Origin of the sequence: Bacillus sp. FSL M8-0063 (genome assembly GCF_038005545.1) — a bacterium.
GTDB classification, from domain to species: domain Bacteria; phylum Bacillota; class Bacilli; order Bacillales; family Bacillaceae_G; genus Bacillus_A; species Bacillus_A wiedmannii.
In genome coordinates this window covers 4,089,986-4,106,658 of the sequence record NZ_JBBOTJ010000001.1, presented here as the reverse complement: position 1 = coordinate 4,106,658, position 16,673 = coordinate 4,089,986, and the positions used below count along the sequence as shown (strand labels likewise).

The 16,673-nt window shown below is 36.6% G+C and carries 14 protein-coding genes; 12 read left to right on the top strand and 2 right to left on the bottom strand.

Annotation, left to right across the window (positions count from 1 at the left end; translation table 11 throughout):
• The first annotated feature begins 80 nt into the window (after positions 1 to 80).
• From pfkA to MKX31_RS20895, 3 genes are all read left to right on the top strand, one after another.
• Positions 81 to 1,040 (top strand): 6-phosphofructokinase, encoded by a 960-nt coding sequence (gene pfkA / locus MKX31_RS20905; protein ID WP_000821162.1) that lies wholly within the window; start codon positions 81 to 83, stop codon positions 1,038 to 1,040.
• Between the two features lie 53 nt (positions 1,041 to 1,093).
• A complete protein-coding gene (gene pyk, locus MKX31_RS20900; protein ID WP_001232679.1) occupies positions 1,094 to 2,851 on the top strand; it encodes a pyruvate kinase in 1,758 nt (585 codons plus the stop codon).
• A gap of 195 nt (positions 2,852 to 3,046) precedes the next feature.
• Positions 3,047 to 3,436, top strand: a complete 390-nt coding sequence (locus MKX31_RS20895) for an FxsA family protein (RefSeq protein ID WP_064474606.1) — start codon at positions 3,047 to 3,049, stop codon at positions 3,434 to 3,436.
• 524 nt (positions 3,437 to 3,960) lie between these two features.
• Here MKX31_RS20895 and ytvI read toward each other — a convergent pair.
• A complete protein-coding gene (gene ytvI / locus MKX31_RS20890) occupies positions 3,961 to 5,079 on the bottom strand; it encodes a sporulation integral membrane protein YtvI (protein WP_088048028.1) in 1,119 nt (372 codons plus the stop codon).
• Between the two features lie 420 nt (positions 5,080 to 5,499).
• On the opposite strand from ytvI, the gene MKX31_RS20885 reads away from it, so the two are divergent.
• From MKX31_RS20885 to MKX31_RS20865, 5 genes are all read left to right on the top strand, one after another.
• Positions 5,500 to 5,961, top strand: coding sequence for a DUF441 domain-containing protein (locus tag MKX31_RS20885; RefSeq protein WP_000625511.1), 462 nt, complete (start codon positions 5,500 to 5,502; stop codon positions 5,959 to 5,961).
• A gap of 386 nt (positions 5,962 to 6,347) precedes the next feature.
• Complete coding sequence (citZ, locus tag MKX31_RS20880) at positions 6,348 to 7,496, top strand: citrate synthase (RefSeq protein WP_002073260.1); 1,149 nt, start codon at positions 6,348 to 6,350, stop codon at positions 7,494 to 7,496.
• 160 nt (positions 7,497 to 7,656) lie between these two features.
• Entirely contained in the window at positions 7,657 to 8,949 is a 1,293-nt protein-coding gene (gene icd, locus MKX31_RS20875; protein WP_064474608.1) for an NADP-dependent isocitrate dehydrogenase, read from the top strand.
• 19 nt (positions 8,950 to 8,968) lie between these two features.
• The gene (mdh, locus tag MKX31_RS20870; protein WP_064474609.1) at positions 8,969 to 9,907 is read left to right on the top strand and encodes a malate dehydrogenase; all 939 of its coding nucleotides are present in this window, start codon (positions 8,969 to 8,971) and stop codon (positions 9,905 to 9,907) included.
• 216 nt (positions 9,908 to 10,123) lie between these two features.
• The gene (locus MKX31_RS20865) at positions 10,124 to 10,597 is read left to right on the top strand and encodes a MaoC family dehydratase (RefSeq protein WP_000914190.1); all 474 of its coding nucleotides are present in this window, start codon (positions 10,124 to 10,126) and stop codon (positions 10,595 to 10,597) included.
• 56 nt (positions 10,598 to 10,653) lie between these two features.
• Here the strand turns inward: MKX31_RS20865 and MKX31_RS20860 are convergent, their stop codons facing one another.
• Positions 10,654 to 10,785, bottom strand: a complete 132-nt coding sequence (locus tag MKX31_RS20860; protein WP_001265022.1) for a hypothetical protein — start codon at positions 10,783 to 10,785, stop codon at positions 10,654 to 10,656.
• A gap of 89 nt (positions 10,786 to 10,874) precedes the next feature.
• On the opposite strand from MKX31_RS20860, the gene MKX31_RS20855 reads away from it, so the two are divergent.
• The 4 genes from MKX31_RS20855 (at position 10,875) to polA (ending at position 16,663) form a co-directional block, all read left to right on the top strand.
• The gene (locus tag MKX31_RS20855; RefSeq protein ID WP_064474610.1) at positions 10,875 to 11,111 is read left to right on the top strand and encodes a hypothetical protein; all 237 of its coding nucleotides are present in this window, start codon (positions 10,875 to 10,877) and stop codon (positions 11,109 to 11,111) included.
• A 159-nt stretch (positions 11,112 to 11,270) separates the two neighbouring features.
• Positions 11,271 to 11,990, top strand: a complete 720-nt coding sequence (phoP, locus tag MKX31_RS20850; protein ID WP_001065222.1) for a two-component system response regulator PhoP — start codon at positions 11,271 to 11,273, stop codon at positions 11,988 to 11,990.
• Positions 11,983 to 13,746: a sensory box histidine kinase PhoR gene (gene phoR / locus MKX31_RS20845; RefSeq protein ID WP_001032126.1), complete on the top strand. Its 1,764-nt coding sequence runs from the start codon at positions 11,983 to 11,985 to the stop codon at positions 13,744 to 13,746. Before phoP ends, phoR begins: the two co-directional genes overlap by 8 nt.
• 283 nt (positions 13,747 to 14,029) lie before the next feature.
• A complete protein-coding gene (gene polA, locus MKX31_RS20840; protein ID WP_142289400.1) occupies positions 14,030 to 16,663 on the top strand; it encodes a DNA polymerase I in 2,634 nt (877 codons plus the stop codon).
• The last annotated feature ends 10 nt before the right edge of the window (positions 16,664 to 16,673 follow it).

Here is a 16,673-nt window from a genome sequence, read left to right as displayed (position 1 = left end):
ACACATCTTCTCCATTGTGTTTTTATATTTTTTCGTGTTATTTTATTATAAGGCAAATAATCTTTATGAGGTGAGTACAAATGAAACGTATTGGTGTATTAACAAGTGGTGGAGATTCACCTGGTATGAATGCTGCCATTCGTGCAGTTGTTCGTAAAGCGATTTTCCATGATATTGAAGTATATGGTATTTACCATGGATACGCTGGTTTAATTTCTGGTCATATTGAAAAATTAGAACTTGGTTCTGTTGGCGATATTATCCACCGTGGTGGTACGAAATTATATACAGCAAGATGTCCTGAGTTTAAAGATCCAGAAGTACGACTAAAAGGTATCGAGCAATTAAAGAAACACGGTATCGAAGGACTTGTTGTTATTGGTGGAGATGGCTCTTACCAAGGTGCTAAAAAATTAACTGAACAAGGATTCCCATGTGTTGGTGTACCAGGTACAATTGACAATGATATTCCTGGAACAGACTTCACAATTGGTTTCGATACAGCTTTAAATACTGTTATTGATGCAATTGATAAAATTCGTGACACAGCTACATCTCATGAACGTACATATGTTATCGAAGTAATGGGACGTCATGCTGGAGATATCGCATTATGGGCTGGTTTAGCTGATGGTGCCGAAACAATCTTAATTCCAGAAGAAGAGTATGACATGGAAGATGTTATTGCTCGTCTGAAGCGCGGTAGTGAACGTGGCAAAAAACACAGTATTATCATTGTGGCTGAAGGTGTTGGAAGTGCAATTGACATCGGTAAGCACATTGAAGAAGCAACAAACTTTGATACTCGTGTAACTGTATTAGGTCACGTACAACGTGGTGGATCACCAAGTGCACAAGACCGTGTATTAGCAAGTCGTCTTGGCGCAAGAGCAGTTGAATTATTAATTGCTGGTAGAGGTGGACGTTGTGTAGGTATTCAAGATAATAAACTTGTTGATCATGATATTATCGAAGCGTTAGCTCAAAAGCATACAATCGATAAAGATATGTATCAATTATCTAAAGAATTATCCATCTAATCGGCTTAATGTCGGATATTTGGGAACGGTTTCATAATTTTCGGAGGTGCAATATGCGTAAAACTAAAATTGTATGTACTATAGGTCCTGCTAGTGAAAGTATTGAGAAATTAGAACAATTAATCGAAGCAGGTATGAACGTTGCTCGTTTAAACTTCTCTCATGGTAGCCATGAAGAGCACGGCGCTCGTATTAAAAACATTCGTGAAGCTTCAAAGAAAACTGGTAAAACAGTTGGTATTTTACTTGATACAAAAGGTCCAGAAATCCGTACTCACGACTTCGTAGACGGACAAGCTGAGCTTGTAACAGGTGCGGAAGTAGTTCTTTCTACTGAGCAAGTATTAGGTACTGCAGAGAAGTTCTCTGTATCTTATGCTGGTCTTTATGACGATGTAGACCCAGGTTCTCGTATTCTAATCGATGACGGTCTTATCGAACTAGAAGTAATCGAAAAAGCTGACGGAAACATCCGTACAAAAGTTTTAAACAGCGGAACTGTAAAAAATAAAAAAGGTGTTAACGTACCAAACGTAAGCATTAAGCTTCCTGGTATCACTGAAAAAGACGTAAAAGATATCGTTTTCGGTATCGAGCAAAAAGTTGATTTCATCGCAGCTTCATTCGTACGTAAAGCATCTGACGTATTAGAAATCCGTGAATTATTAGAAGGGCATAACGCTCAATACATCCAAATCGTACCGAAAATCGAAAACCAAGAGGGTATCGATAACATCGATTCAATCTTAGAAGTTTCTGACGGTTTAATGGTAGCTCGTGGTGATATGGGTGTAGAAATTCCGCCAGAAGAAGTACCATTAGTACAAAAACGTCTAATCAAAAAATGTAACGTGTTAGGTAAACCGGTTATTACTGCGACACAAATGTTAGATTCTATGCAACGTAACCCACGTCCAACTCGTGCAGAAGCAAGTGACGTAGCTAACGCGATCTTCGATGGTACAGATGCAATCATGCTTTCAGGTGAAACAGCTGCTGGTCAATACCCAGTAGAAGCAGTAACAATGATGGCTAACATTGCAGTACGTGTTGAAAAATCATTACAATATGAAGATATGTTCAAAAAACGTATTAAAGAGTTCACTCCAACAATCACAGATGCAATTAGCCAATCTGTTGCGCATACAGCACTTGCTCTTGATGTAGCTGCAATCGTAGCTCCAACAGAAAGTGGACATACTGCGAAAATGATCTCTAAATACCGTCCGAAATCTCCAATCGTAGCTGTAACATCTGACGAGCAAGTAGGACGTCGTCTTGCACTTGTTTGGGGTGTACAAGCATTTATGGCTGGAAAACGTGCAGCGTCTACTGACGAAATGTTAGATACTGCAATTCAAACAGGTATGGATGCAGGTCTAATTGGACTTGGAGACACTGTAGTAATCACTGCTGGTGTTCCAGTTGCTGAAACTGGTACAACAAACTTAATGAAAATCCATGTTGTTGGTGAAGAAGTTGCGAAAGGACAAGGAATCGGTCGTAAAGCTGCAAAAGGTAAAGTAGTTGTAGCGAAAACAGCTGCTGAAGCTGTAGCGAACGTAAACAAAGGTGATATCCTTGTTACAACAAGCACTGATAAAGATATGATTCCTGCAATCGAAAAAGCTGCTGCTCTAGTTGTAGAAGAAGGCGGTCTAACAAGCCATGCGGCTGTTGTAGGTGTATCAATCGGTATTCCTGTTATCGTTGGTGTAAACGGCGTAACAGCAACTTTAAAAAATGGCCAAGAAGTAACAGTTGATGCAGCACGCGGAATTGTTTATAATGGACATGCGGAAGTGCTATAAGTAATATGAAGAGAAGGATCGGAGTCCTTCTCTTTTTTTTACACAAAAACGAGGTGGAATCAGCTTGAAACGCCTGGAATTGGGTTTAGAAGCCGTTTGTTACGAGGTTCAATAGGGAAAGGTGTTTAGTTTTTGTGTAGCGTATACGGGCGTTATGGGTTCGTTTAAAGTGATGCGTGAGAGGAGTGTAGAACTATGAAGTGGTTACTATTCTTGTTTATTTTAATACCGGCGATTGAGATTACAGTCTTAATTGGATCGAGTCATGTAATAGGTTTATGGTCTACGTTCGCTATGATTGTATTTACGGGTGTTGTAGGTGTCTATTTGGCGAAAAGACAAGGATTTAAAGTACTTGGAGAGATTCAATCTAAGTTGAATAGAGGAGAAATGCCAGGAGGAGCGGTACTGGATGGTATTTTTATCTTTGTAGGAGGTATTCTTTTGGTACTTCCTGGATACGTAACGGATATAATGGGTTTGATCTTCGTTATCCCTATGACGAGGGCTTTGTTGAAGCCATTTGTTATGAAGTGGATGGAATGGAAGTTTAGAAAGAGTTCTACTATTATTGTGCAGAAATAGTGCTTAGATTATAGCGATCTAAGCACTATTTTTTTTGCCCGCAAAAGGATGGCGGATGGATGAAGTTCTGTTAATTAAAGTTTTGCTGTATCATGCCTTAAAATTTGGTGAATGCGAAGGAGTTAAGTGGAAATCGGACTGCTCATACTAATCCGGTTGGTGAAAGTTAATAATCGTAGTTTTGCTTTATTATATTTGCTGTGTATTTTTCGGTTGGATATGTAGGTAGTTCTTACTGAGTATACTGTAGGGAAATTCATATGAACTCAAGCTGGTTTTTGTATATTTATTCATTTACATAAAAAGTAATAAATGTAAGTAATAATTATAGGAATAATAGAATAAATATGTAAAAATACCTCGAAATATGCGTTTTTCATGCAAAAAAACAAGAGTATTATCCTTTTTCTGGGGCAATTCTCTCGTTGTATGTAATGAGTGTAAAAAATAAGTACAAGGAATAATCAGTGGGAATTTCCCACTGATTACATGTAAGTTTTTTGTTGTATATGAATTAGAAACTATTATTTTGAAGGTGTGCCTTTAATATATTTCCACAAATCATGGAATACACGAGCTTTGTGCAATGTATTAAGTAGTACTAAGGTGACTGGACCGATGATTAATCCTAAAAAGCCAAAAAGCTTAAAGCCGACAAATAGAGCGATCAGTGTTGCTAATGGATCGAGGCCGATATTAGATGAGAGTACTTTAGGCTCCATAATTTGTCTTTGGACAATCACGACGATGTATAAGATGAGAAGACCGATGGCGAAAGCAGTGTCGCCAGTGAAAAATACGTATATAACCCAAGGAACGAAGACGGCGCCGGTTCCTAAATATGGGAGTAAATCTACAACCCCTGTAATAATCGCGATAGTAATGGCGTATGGTACGCGTAATATTAAAAGTCCGATTAGTACAATAACAGTTGTCATAGATACGAGTGTAAGTTGCGCTTTAACAAAACCAAATAAAGCTTTTCTTAAATCGACAAAAATAGTTTTTCCATAGCCATGAACACGATTCGGCAAAAATTTTCTTACTTTCTGAGCAAGACGGTGCCAATCGTAACTAATGAAGAAAGTGGCTAATAAAACGAATACAAGGACAGTTAAAGTTGTTGGTAATGCACTAATGAAATTTGTTAACCCGCTTATAATAGCAGTTAAAAGTTCTTTCATTTGCGTCGTTGCTTCGGTTCCTAAGTTTTGAATGTTTTGTGTAATCGTATAGCGCTGTGGTTCCCCAAGATGATTAAATTTAGAAATTAAATCATCATAGAGAGGCATAATATGATTAAGTGCAAATTGCTCTGCGAATTTAACGATATCCGGAAACTTTACTGTAACAAGTTGTAGTAAGTATGTTGTGGCAGATATTGCTTCTGTTACAAGATATGTAACGAGTCCAACGATAGCTCCAAATACGAGAATTAAGCTAACGAGTACTGCTAGTGCGCGAGGAAATTGTAGTTTTTGATTAAGGAAATTGACGACAGGATTAATCAAATAAGCAAATGCGAAAGCGATAATAAAAGGGTAGATAAGTCCTGACATATATAGTAATGCATAGAACCCGGCTACCGTTGCTACAATGACAAATATGAGTCGCAATATCATATATAGTAAGTTTCGGTTCAAAGATGTATACCTCCCATTCCAATTTGGATTATCCTAATTCGTTCAACTTATAACGAGTGTGCTGCACTGATTAAAGTTTCACTTTATGTTATAGTGGAATGATGGATTTTTCCTGCTTTTTCAGTACATGAGTGACTGTAAAAGCTTGGTGTTGATGCTTCTACTATATGGTAAAAACTTCATTTTCTCTTCTTTTTATTTTACCTGTTTCTTATTAGAAAAGAAAGGAGAGACAATCGTTTTCAAAAATGTATACATGCTTAAATTTTTGATGATGAAAGTCTCAGTTTGTCAGTTTAAAATACATAAAAAATGAAGTGGTTATTGTTGAATATACATCGATATAGCATGTATAACGATAGGTTTAAAGGTATTTTTGTTTGGAAATGAGTTCATTATTTTCAGAAAGGAAGTGCAAACATGATTAGTCAGTCAACGTTATTTTTATTCATACTACTTATTATAGGACTTGTTGCTAAAAACCAATCGCTTACTGTAGCTATTGGTGTGTTATTTTTATTGAAATTTACGTTTCTAGGAGATAAAGTCTTTCCTTATCTACAAACGAAAGGGATTAACCTCGGTGTAACGGTTATTACAATAGCAGTACTCGTACCGATTGCAACGGGGGAAATAGGTTTTAAACAACTTGGAGAAGCGGCGAAATCGTATTATGCATGGATTGCTTTAGCTTCAGGGGTAGCGGTTGCTTTGTTAGCGAAAGGCGGCGTACAATTATTGACGACGGATCCTCATATTACAACTGCGCTCGTTTTCGGGACAATTATAGCGGTTGCTTTATTTAATGGAGTTGCTGTAGGTCCATTAATTGGGGCTGGAATTGCCTATGCAGTTATGAGTATTATACAGATGTTTAAATGAGGAATTTTATAGTAATATAAAAATTTTGAATTCTTTCTGTTCACAAAAGTCAGATAATTGTTTATAATAGGATTAGAAACTTTGAAAAGTTACATAACAGCAGAGACTTTACACCAGATAAAATAAAAACAACATAAAACAATTTTATAATGATATTGTTTTATGTTGTTTTTATCATAAAACTCTTCGGAATTAATTTTCCTCACTAACTTGTTGTTTTGAGCGTGAGGATTCGGGGAGACATTCACGCTCATGCTTTCCATGTAGACAATGGACATAAGAGGGGAACATCGCAATAAATTTGCATGATCGTGCATTTTGCTTGCCTAAAGAGTGAACGGGCGTTCATAATTCAAAAGGGGAGCAAATAGATATAAGGAGCAAGGTTGGGAGAATTTTCAGGAAAAGGAGAGAATGTCATGACTGTTATTCGAGGTTTAGAAGGGGTAGTAGCAACAACATCATCTGTGAGCTCTATTATTGATGATACATTAACTTATGTTGGGTATAATATTGATGATTTAGCTGAGAATGCTACATTTGAAGAAGTAGTGTACTTATTATGGCATCGCAAGCTTCCTAATGAACAAGAACTAGCGAAATTTAAAGAGACTGTATCGGAATACTATAAAGTTCCAGGTGAGATTTTAACATATTTGAAACAAGTAGATTTAAAAATCGCACATCCGATGTCTGTTTTACGAACTGCAATTTCCATGCTATCATTATACGATGAGAGCGCTGAAATTATGGATGAAAACTCCAATTATTTGAAAGCGGTTAAATTGCAGGCTCAAGTGGGAACTTTAGTTGCTGCTTATGCAAGAATTCGTAAAGGTTTAGATGTTGTTGAGCCTAGAAACGATTTATCATTAGCTGCAAACTTCTTGTACATGTTAAATGATCGCGAGCCAAATGAAGTTGAAATTGAAGCTTTTGATAAGGCGCTTGTACTTCACGCAGATCATGAGTTAAACGCTTCTACATTTACTGCACGCGTTTGTGTAGCTACACTTTCAGATGTATATTCTGGTATTACAGCAGCAATCGGTGCGTTAAAAGGTCCTCTTCACGGCGGGGCAAATGAAAATGTAATGAAGATGCTAACTGAAATTGGCGAAGAAGAAAATGTAGAATCATATATTCATAATGCTCTTCAAAATAAAGTGAAAATCATGGGCTTTGGCCACCGTGTATATGAGCAGGGTGATCCGCGTGCAAAACATTTACGCGAAATGTCTAAGAGATTATGCGTGCTTTTAGGAGAAAACAAATGGTATAATATGTCTATCAAAATTGAAGACATTGTAACAAAAGAAAAAGGTCTTCCGCCAAATGTTGATTTCTATTCAGCTTCTGTATACCATTGTTTAGGAATTGACCATGACTTATTTACACCTATTTTTGCAATTAGCCGTATGTCAGGCTGGTTAGCTCATATTCTAGAACAATATGAAAACAACCGTTTAATCCGTCCACGTGCTGATTATAATGGACCAACACATCAAGTGTACGTTCCAATTGCACAACGATAAGCAAAAAACACTATTTTGATAGTGAAAATACGCTTTCAAAAGTCTGATTTTTTCGGAAAGACGTAATGATTAGAATATTTTAATTTAAATAACGGTTTGAACTGAGGGGTTATTCCCTCAGTTTCATACATATGAAATTTCAAACATGGGGGTTATCACATTGACGACAGGTGAAAAAATTACTGTAACTAATGGTGTTATGAATGTACCAAACAATCCGATTATTCCATTTATCGAAGGAGATGGAATTGGTCCTGATATTTGGGCAGCTGCATCTCGTGTACTAGAAGCAGCAGTTGAAAAAGCTTATGATGGTGAGAAGAAAATCGTTTGGAAAGAAGTGCTTGCAGGGGAAAAAGCATTCAACCAAACAGGCGAGTGGTTACCAGAAGAAACTTTAAATTTAATCCGTGAATATTTAATCGCGATTAAAGGTCCACTTACAACTCCAGTTGGCGGTGGTATTCGTTCTCTAAACGTAGCACTTCGTCAAGAATTAGATTTATATGTATGTCTACGTCCAGTTCGTTATTTTGATGGTGTTCCTTCACCTGTAAAACGTCCGGAAGATACTGATATGGTTATTTTCCGTGAGAATACAGAAGACATTTATGCTGGAATTGAATATGCACAAGGATCTCCGGAAGCAGAAAAAGTCCTTGCTTTCTTAAAAGAAGCAATGGGTGTTAATAAAATCCGCTTCCCAGAAACATCTGGTATTGGTATTAAACCAATCTCAGAAGAAGGGACAAAGCGTCTTGTTCGTGCTGCAATTCAATATGCAATTAACGAAAAGCGTTCTTCTGTTACATTAGTTCATAAAGGAAACATTATGAAATTTACAGAAGGTGCTTTCAAAAACTGGGGTTACGAAGTAGCGGAACAAGAATTCGGCGATAAAGTATTTACTTGGGCTGAATATGATCGTATCGTTGAGAAAGATGGTAAAGATGCAGCGAATAAAGCGATGGCAGACGCTGAAGTGGCTGGAAAAATCATCGTAAAAGATTCTATTGCAGACATCTTCTTACAACAAATTTTAACTCGTCCACGTGAGTTCGATGTTGTTGCAACAATGAACTTAAACGGAGACTACATCTCTGATGCACTTGCTGCACAAGTAGGTGGAATTGGTATTGCACCTGGTGCAAACATTAACTATGTGACTGGACATGCTATCTTTGAAGCTACACATGGTACAGCTCCAAAATATGCAGGTTTAGATAAAGTAAACCCATCTTCAGTTCTTCTTTCTGGTGTATTATTATTAGAGCACTTAGGATGGAACGAAGCTGCGAATTTAGTAACTGATTCAGTTGAGAAAACAATTGCTTCAAAAGTAGTAACTTATGATTTCGCACGCTTAATGGAAGGTGCAACAGAAGTGAAATGTTCTGAGTTCGCTAATGAACTTATTAAAAATATGGATGTAGCGATAATCAAAAACGCATAATTAAAGCGGGGGGTAAATTATGACAATCAAACGCAAGAAAGTTTCAGTCATCGGTGCAGGATTTACAGGAGCAACAACAGCATTCTTATTAGCACAAAAAGAACTTGCAGATGTTGTATTAGTGGACATTCCACAACTGGAAAATCCAACAAAAGGGAAAGCGTTAGATATGTTAGAAGCGAGCCCAGTACAAGGTTTTGATGCTAACATTATTGGAACATCTAATTACGAAGATACTGCTGATTCTGACGTTGTCGTTATTACAGCAGGTATTGCGCGTAAGCCTGGTATGAGCCGTGATGACTTAGTAGCAACAAACTCTAAAATTATGAAAAGTATTACGCGCGACATTGCAAAACATTCACCAAATGCGATTATTGTTGTATTAACAAATCCAGTTGATGCAATGACATATTCTGTATTTAAAGAAGCAGGATTCCCGAAAGAGCGTGTTATCGGTCAATCGGGCGTATTAGATACAGCTCGTTTCCGTACATTTATTGCACAAGAATTAAATCTTTCTGTGAAAGATATTACAGGATTTGTTCTTGGTGGACACGGTGACGATATGGTACCTCTTGTACGTTATTCTTATGCAGGTGGCATTCCGTTAGAAACGTTAATTCCGAAAGAGCGTTTAGAAGCAATCGTAGAACGTACCCGTAAAGGTGGCGGCGAGATTGTAGGCTTATTAGGAAACGGTAGTGCATATTACGCACCAGCTGCTTCTTTAGTTGAAATGACAGAAGCAATCTTAAAAGATCAACGCCGTGTATTACCAGCTATTGCGTACCTTGAAGGTGAATATGGTTATAGCGACCTTTACTTAGGGGTACCAGTAATTCTAGGTGGTAACGGAATTGAAAAAATTATTGAGTTAGAACTTCTTGCAGATGAAAAAGAAGCGTTAGATCGCTCTGTAGAATCTGTACGTAATGTAATGAAGGTTCTTGTTTAATAATTAAATATAAGCGGAAAAAGATTCGGGGCCCCGAATCTTTTTCTACTATTTATTCAAATGTTTTTTTGAAATAATATGAAAACGCTATCATTTGGTGTATCCTATAATGAAACTATAGATTTATACTATACATTGCCCTCATCATAGTAAAATTCGGATAAGGTATCGATTTTAGTAGGATAATAAGGTGAAAAAATCGGAGGGGGTTGTAACATGTTAAAGAAAAAAGTTCAAATTGGTCGTAGAATGGATGAAATTACAGTAGGAGAGAAATTATCTATCACTGAAAAAATTGAGGATAAAGATTTGTTATTGTACTTAGGGTTAACGAATGATGCCAATCCATTATATATTCAGCATGATTACGCATCCCAAACTCCGTATGAAAAGCCGATTGTACCAAGCATTATGCTAACTGGAATGATTACAACGGCAGTTACGAAATATTTACCAGGTCCAGGTAGTCATATTACTAGGAAGGACCTTACGTTCGTGAAGCATGTTCACCATTATGAAACGTTACAAATCCACTTTGAAGTTGTGGCTGTTTCTGAGGAGGAACATACAATTGATATGCTTGTATCTGCTCATGATGAAAAAGGAGAAACGGTTGTAAAAGGTTCCTTAACAGTAACACCGCCTTTTAAATCAGTTTCTATTATGGAAAAAGCATTAGATAATTTTTAAAACATGAAAATATGAATAGCGCTAGCATACCTTACTATAAGGGACTAGCGCTATTTTTAGTTGAAAAACCCTTCTTTAAACCCTTCGGCAAATTCTGAACAACCTGTTTTAATCGTATCCCAGCTTGGTACGTTAAAAGTAAGGAAACATGTTACTACTAAAGTTAAAATAGGTAGTAATACTCGCATAATAGCCCCCTGAATTGTGTTTATTTATATATTTAAATTAATAATATATTTATTGGTAATTGAAGTCAATGAAAGGGGTGATTTTTAAGATGAAGTGGAAAAGAGAAGATGTTATCTTTGAAACGATAAGAGAAGCTGAAGTGTGGGCAGACGGGGTCGCGAATGAAATGTATGGAAGAGTATTTGATGGATATGAAACGCTAGACTATAAAATAGCGTATGCTCTTGCGTTTTTGTTAGCGCAAAATCGAGAATTTAATATTTATACGAATGTGGAGTTTAATAACGATATAGAAGTGTATAAAGTATGGATAACAACAAGTTAATTAAGCCGAGTGGAGTTGTTTTTAGGAATAATGATAGTACAAACGAGCTCCATGAATAGACAATTATATTGAGAGGGACCTTATTTTCTAGTATGATGAGAATAACGGGGAAAATGCTAGGATGAAGAAGGTTTCAAGTCTATAACTTGGAGGAAAAGAATGAACAATCGTATTTTAGTAGTTGATGATGAGGAGTTTATCTTAACTTTAATTGAATTTAATCTACAACAAGCTGGGTTTGAAGTGATAACAGCGATGGATGGAGAAATGGCGCTTCAAAAAGCGACAACAGAACGCCCAGATTTAATTATATTAGATTTAATGCTTCCAAAAATGGATGGTATGGAAGTGTGTAAAGAATTACGATTGCAGCGCGTTATGACGCCGATTTTAATGTTAACAGCAAAAGATGATGAATTTGATAAGGTGCTAGGTCTTGAACTTGGGGCAGATGATTATATGACGAAGCCATTTAGCCCAAGGGAAGTTGTTGCGCGTGTGAAGGCAATTTTGCGCCGCACGAAATTACAACAAGAAGAACAAGTGAAAGAAGCGTCAGATGAAGAGAGCATCACAATTGCTGAACTTAAAATTTTGCCGGAATTTTATGAGGCTTATTTCCAAGGAAGAAAGCTTGAATTAACACCAAAAGAATTTGAACTACTTGTTTATCTTGCGAAAAATAAAAGTCGCGTGTTGACACGTGATCAATTATTAAGTGCTGTATGGAACTATGATTTTGCTGGTGATACACGAATTGTTGACGTTCATATTAGCCATTTGCGCGATAAAATTGAACAAAATACGAAAAAACCGACGTACATTAAAACGATACGTGGTTTAGGATATAAATTAGAGGAGCCAAAAGGGGATGAATAAATTTCGTTCCAGGCTTCTTTTTACATTTGTTTCTCTTATTGTTTTTATTTTAGTTGGACTAGGTTTATTACTGGAAACCGTGTTTGAAAACTACTATATAGATCATGCCAAAGAGAGAATGGTAAAAGAGACAGAGTATGTTGCGGTATTAGCAGAAGAACAGGGTTTTGATGATGTTTTAAAAAATCCATATGTATTTGAAAAGTTAGAAGAAAAAATACAGGCTTCTATTGCATTTGTAGATGAAAAAAAGAAAGTTCAATATAGCGGAGGAGAACAGTCTGCTTTTAGCCAAGGGATAATTAAAGAACTTACTTCTGAAACAACGAAACAAAGAAATAAAGTCATTACGAAAGAAACAGAGCAGAATAATGAATTTTACCATGCGGTGTTCGTTCAAGATGTAGCAGGAAAACAAGGGTACATTTTGGTAAAAAGTACAATTGAGCCTTTGAAATCTGTTCATCAAAAAACATGGGGATTATTAATTATCGGATTTGTTATCGCTTGTCTCGTAGTCGTATTTTTAGGTATGAAAATTACAGGGCAATATATTAGGCCGATTGAATCCGTTACGAAAGTTGCTATCGAATTAGCGAAGGGAAATTATAAAGCACGCGCTTATGAGAGTCATTCGGATGAAACGGGAATGCTGAGTAAAGCGATTAATATTTTAGCCCGTAATTTACAAGAGATGACACTTGAGCAAGAAATGCAACAAGATCGTCTGCATACGTTAATTGAAAATATGGGAAGCGGAATGATTTTAATTGATAGTCGCGGTTATATAAACCTTGTAAACCGTTCGTATAAGGAGACTTTCCACGTAACAGATGAAGAATATTTAGATCGTTTATATTATGAGTCGTTTCATCATACAGAAATTATAGAGCTCGTGGAAGAAATCTTTATGACAGAAGTGAAAGTGCGTAAACAAATGTTATTGCCGCTTGGAATTGAGCGAAAGCATTTCGAAGTATATGGAGCACCGATTATCGGGACGAACCATGAATGGAAAGGGATTGTCCTTGTATTCCATGACATTACTGAGCTAAAGAAATTAGAACAAATGAGAAAAGACTTTTTAGCGAATGTTTCTCATGAACTAAAGACACCGATTACTTCTATTAAAGGTTTTTCAGAAACGCTCTTGGACGGTGCTATGGATAATAAAAAATTCTGCGAACATTTCTTGCACATTATTTTAAAAGAAAGTGAACGCATGCAAGGGTTAATTGAAGATTTATTAGATTTATCAAAGATTGAGCAACAAGGATTTAAATTGAGTATGGGGACCGTTGATATGAAGGGACTTCTTGAAGACATTCATATGGTGCTTGATAACAAAGCAGGAGAAAAGGAAATTTCTTTACAAGTAAATGCGCTAAAAGGAGTCTCGGTCATTGGAGATCCAAGTCGTTTGAAGCAAATCTTTATTAATTTAATGAATAACGCAATCGTATATACGCCGGCTGGAGGCGTTGTTTCTGTAGAATTAGCAGAAGATAAATATAATGCTTATATAAAAGTATCGGATACCGGAATTGGTATTAGTAAAGATGAAATTCCGCGTATTTTTGAACGCTTTTACCGAGTGGATAAAGCGAGAAGTAGAAATACTGGTGGTACAGGCCTTGGATTATCGATTGTAAAGCATTTAGTTGAGGCACATCACGGTACGATTACAGTGGATAGTGAAGTTGGGGAAGGGACAACATTTACAGTTGTTTTACCAAAATCAGCAACTGAAAAATAGGATGAAGGATATTTACAATATATTAACAATGGCTTAATTAAATATTAATAAAGGTCTGTTAATATAATACATGAAAACCCCTTCATCCAAGGAGTAATTTTGGACGAGAATAGTTATGCTGTTCTCGTCACTTCCCTTTTATGTTAGTAAACGTTTGTATATATAATAGAAAATAGCCGTTATTTTTCTTCTCTCTATTAGTCATGTTAATATAGAGAGAGGAAAGGAACGGTTTTTTTCTGTGAAAAAAATCATTTCAAATTTGTATGGGGAGGTTTCTGGTTTGGAAAAAAAGGTCGTATTAGTAGATGGTAATAATATCGCGTATCGTGCTTTCTTTGCACTACCGCTTTTAAATAACGACAAAGGTATACATACGAACGCAATTTACGGTTTTACAATGATGTTAATGAGAATATTAGAGGAAGAAAAACCAACGCATATGTTAGTAGCGTTTGATGCGGGTAAAACGACATTCCGTCATAAAACGTATAGTGAGTATAAAGGAGGACGTCAAAAGACTCCACCTGAATTATCAGAGCAATTCCCGTTTATTCGTGAGATGCTTGATGCATTCAACGTACCGCGTTATGAATTAGAAAATTATGAAGCGGATGACATTATGGGAACGTTAGCGAAAGAAGCGAGTGAACAAGGGTTTCATGTAAAAGTTATTTCAGGAGATAAAGACTTACTGCAACTTGTTTCAGATAATACACTCGTATGTATTCCTCGCAAAGGGATTACAGAAGTGGATGAATATACGAAAGAAGCTTTATTTGAGAAATACAGCTTATCACCAAAGCAAATTATCGATATGAAAGGTTTAATGGGAGACCAGTCAGATAATATTCCAGGTGTACCAGGAGTTGGCGAAAAAACTGCGATTAAATTGTTAACACAGTTTGAAACGGTCGAGGCAGTGTATGAAAATATAGATCAAGTAAGCGGGAAGAAATTAAAAGAAAAGCTAGAAGCAAATAAAGATCAAGCTCTTATGAGTAAAGATCTTGCAACTATTATTACAGATGCACCGATTACAGTGCATGTGGATGATATGGAGTATAAAGGGTATGAAGCAAGTGATGTCATTCCAATGTTCGAGAATTTAGGATTTACATCCCTTTTAAATAAATTAGGTGTTACGCCAGAAGAAACGACTCCAGCTGAATTAGATGATATTACATTTGATATTGTGGAAGAAGTTACAGAAGAAATGCTTCAGCAAGATAGTGCGCTTATCGTTGAAGTACAAGAAGATAACTATCATAGAGCGGACATTCAAGGTTTTGGTATTCAAAATGAAAATGGCTGTTACTTTATTCAAACAGACATTGCTCTTAAGTCAGACGCTTTTAAAGAGTGGCTTGCAGATGGAGAAATGAGAAAGTATACCTTTGATGCGAAGCGCGCAATCGTTGCACTTAAATGGAACGGGATAGATATGCAAGGGATTGACTTTGATCTATTAATCGCTGCTTATTTACTTGACCCGGCTGATACGGATAAAGATTTCCGTACTGTAGCAAAAATGAAAGAAACACATGCTGTGAAATCTGATGAAGAAGTTTACGGAAAAGGTGCGAAGCGTGCTGTTCCAGAGCTAGAAGTAGTAGCGGAGCATGTAGCTCGTAAAGTGCACGTATTATATGATGTAAAGCAAACATTCGTAGAAGAGTTACAAAAGAATGAGCAATATGAACTGTTTACAGAGTTAGAATTACCACTTGCGCGTGTATTAGCTGATATGGAAGTAAAAGGTGTAAAAGTTGATACGGAGCGTCTTCGTAATATGGGAGAAGAACTTGCAGGTAGATTAAAGGAAATGGAACAGGAAATTTATAAGCTTGCGGGAACAGAATTTAATATTAATTCACCGAAGCAGCTTGGTGTTATTCTGTTTGAGAACTTAAACTTACCAGTTATTAAAAAGACGAAAACAGGCTATTCTACATCAGCTGATGTACTAGAAAAGCTTATGGATCGCCATGAAATCATTCCAAACATTTTACATTATCGTCAATTAGGGAAACTAAATTCAACTTATATTGAAGGTTTATTAAAAGTTGTACATGAAGATTCATCTAAAATCCATACTCGTTTCAATCAAGTATTAACGCAAACAGGTCGATTAAGTTCAACGGATCCGAACTTGCAAAATATCCCGATTCGATTAGAAGAAGGAAGAAAGATTCGTCAGGCATTTGTTCCATCAGAAGAAGGATGGATTATGTACGCGGCAGATTATTCACAAATTGAACTTCGCGTATTAGCTCATATTGCAAATGATAAAGGGCTAGTTGAAGCGTTCCAACATGATATGGATATTCATACGAAAACAGCGATGGATGTATTTGGCGTTGAAAAAGATGAAGTAACTTCGAATATGAGACGACAAGCGAAAGCTGTTAATTTCGGAATTGTGTATGGTATTAGTGATTATGGTCTTTCACAAAACTTAGGAATTACAAGAAAAGCAGCAGCGGAATTTATTGAAAAGTATTTAGAAAGTTTCCCTGGTGTACAAGAATACATGAGTGACATCGTAAAAGATGCGAAACAAAAAGGATATGTGGCTACATTATTAAATCGCCGCCGTTATATTCCGGAAATTACGAGTCGTAATTTCAATTTACGTAGCTTTGCTGAGCGTACGGCTATGAATACACCAATTCAAGGGACTGCAGCAGATATTATTAAAAAAGCGATGATTATTATGGCAGACCGTCTAGAAGAAGAAGGATTACAGGCGCGTCTACTTCTGCAAGTACACGATGAATTGATATTTGAAGCGCCAAAAGAAGAAATTGAAAAATTAGAGAAGCTTGTACCAGAAGTAATGGAGCATGCAATTGAACTCGCAGTTCCGCTGAAAGTTGATTATTCTTACGGTCCAACTTGGTACGACGCAAAATAAGGAAGTGATG